Source organism: Streptomyces sp. UH6 (genome assembly GCF_013421635.1).
GTDB classification, from domain to species: Bacteria; Actinomycetota; Actinomycetes; order Streptomycetales; family Streptomycetaceae; genus Streptomyces; species Streptomyces abyssomicinicus.
In genome coordinates, this window is sequence record NZ_JACADT010000923.1 from 1 (window position 1) to 2268 (window position 2268).

Consider the following 2268-nt stretch of genomic DNA (forward strand, 5'->3'; position numbering starts at 1 on the left):
GGGCGGCGTCCCCGGCTGGGTCGACCACGGCACCCCGCCCGGCACCACCGCCTCGTCCTCCCCGGTCGCCTGCCAGGACCTGCACGTCTTCGTCACCGGCGCCGACGGCACCCTGCGCCAGCTCTTCTGGGACGGCGACCGCTGGGTGTGGCTCGACCACGGCAAGGGCGGCGTCGCCCCCCTCCACGGCGGCGACGGCGCGCTCGCGGCGGCCGTCCGCCGCAACCCGCCGAGCGGCCCCGGCAACAACCAGTACCTCAACCAGACGGTCTACTGCGCGGACACCAACGGCGTCCTGCACGCGCTCAGGGGCAAGGGCGCCAACTGGAGCTGGGAGCCGGGCCGCAACCCCGGCGGCCGCCTCATCCGCGGCGTCCGCGTGGTGGACACCTGGGCGCTCAACCTGCTCGACACCGAGGGGAAGCTCTGGCGGTGGGCGGACGAGGGCGCGGGCTGGACCCACACCTCCCTCACCGGCATCCCGGCCCTCGCCTTCGACGTCTGGCGGGGCGTGCCCGACGGCATCAGCGCCACCAAGAACCTCGGCACCGGGGTCGACGGAGTCCTCCAGGTCAGCACCAAGCTCGCCCTCTTCGGCTACCTCCTCTGGCAGCCCGTCCAGGGCGCGCCCGCCATCGCCGGCAACCTCGGCCGGGGCCACGACGGCCGGGCCCTGGTCTGCACCACCGACGCCCGGATCCTCGCCTGCTCCTTCTCCTCCACCTTCGACGGCGTCCCGGTCGGCGGCGGCCGCATCCCGGGCGTCCCCGACCAGGCACTCGTCGCCACCGTCTCGGGCTCCGTGGTCCACGCCGTCGCCGGCGGGGTCCTGTGGCACGCCGACCGCGCGGGCGACAACACCTGGCGCTCCCTGGGAGCCCCCGTCTTCGGCGGCAAGGGCGCCATGGAGGCCGCCCCGCCGCGCGACATCCGCTGGCGGCCCCAGCTCGGCTTCTTCTCCAACCTCCTGGTCGGGCACGTCGACGCACCGTCCGGCGCGAACACGCCCTACCTGCGCTTCGGCAGGAGCACCGACTTCGACGGCACCGTCCGCGGCGGATGGTCGCTCAAGACAGGGCTCGGCGGCCGGATGACCCACGAGGTCACCCAGGGCTTCGGCGTCGCCGCCGCCGACCTCGACCGGTCCGGGCGCCCCGACGTGGTGCTCTTCTGGATCGAGGAGACCGTCAACGGAACCACCCCGGGGAACTTCGGCCGCTACACCATCGGACGTGACCTCGACGCGAACGGCGACCCGGCACGGTGGGTGGGGCCGGTCGCCATGCCCAGCCCGATGTCCACCCCCACCGGCTCGGGCGGCGCGCTCACCGAGTACGTGCACGTCGGCGGCGGCAGCGCCACCCTCGCCGACCTCGACGGTGACGGCAACCAGGAACTGATCGTCGTCTACCTCGGCGGATTCACCGGCAACCGCCGCCTCTTCCTGCGGATCGGCTGGAACATCGACCCCGACACCGGCCTCGCGCGCGGCGGCTGGGAGGACTCCGTCGAGATCCCCTGGCCCGGCCGCCCGTCCGAGACCGCGCCCCGGGTACGCGCCGTGGACGTCGCGGTCGCCGACCTCGACCAGGACCTGCGTCCCGAGCTGATCGTCATGCTGATGGAGGAGAACGGGGGGCAGGTCACCGGCTCCTACCGGGTGGGATGGCGGATCAACGCCCGCGGCAAGGTCACCGGGGGCTGGAGCAACACCCGGGCGATACCCGGCAGCTGGCCGGCCGTCGCCGGAGCCGGGATCGCGGTCGCCGACTTCTCCGGCAGCGAGAAGCCCGACCTCGCCGTCCTCGTCGTCGCGGACGGCCCGACCGACAACTCCGCCACCTACCGCGTCGGATGGGACGTCGAGGGAGCCTCCGGCCCCCGTGCCTGGTCCGCCGCCATGCCCGCCCACTCCGGTGGCTGGTACGGCTGGCTGGGCGAAGGAGCCGGCCTCGCCCTCGTCGACCTGCCCGACTCCACCGCCCAGCGGCGCACCACCATCACCGCCAACTTCCGCACCGCCGCCAAGGCCCACCAGCGCGCGCTGCTCGCCGCCCAGGCCCGCGCCGACCAGGCCGACGAACCCGCCGTACCGCTCAGCGGCATCGCCGACGCCGTCCGCGCCGCCACCGACCCCGAACAGGCCGTCACCACACGGGTCACCGCCCGCATCGACGGCGCCGACCTCCTCGGCGGCGGCCTGCCCGACCCGCTCGGTCCCCTCCTCGCCCCGCCCTCGTTCGGCCGGCCGATGGCCGAGCTCCTCAC

General features: G+C 74.8%; 1 protein-coding gene. It reads left to right on the forward strand.

Going from position 1 to position 2268, the window contains the following annotated elements; genetic code table 11:
• Positions 1 to 2268 (forward strand): hypothetical protein (locus HW445_RS27600; protein WP_218957443.1); only part of this gene is annotated, 2268 nt, incomplete at both ends.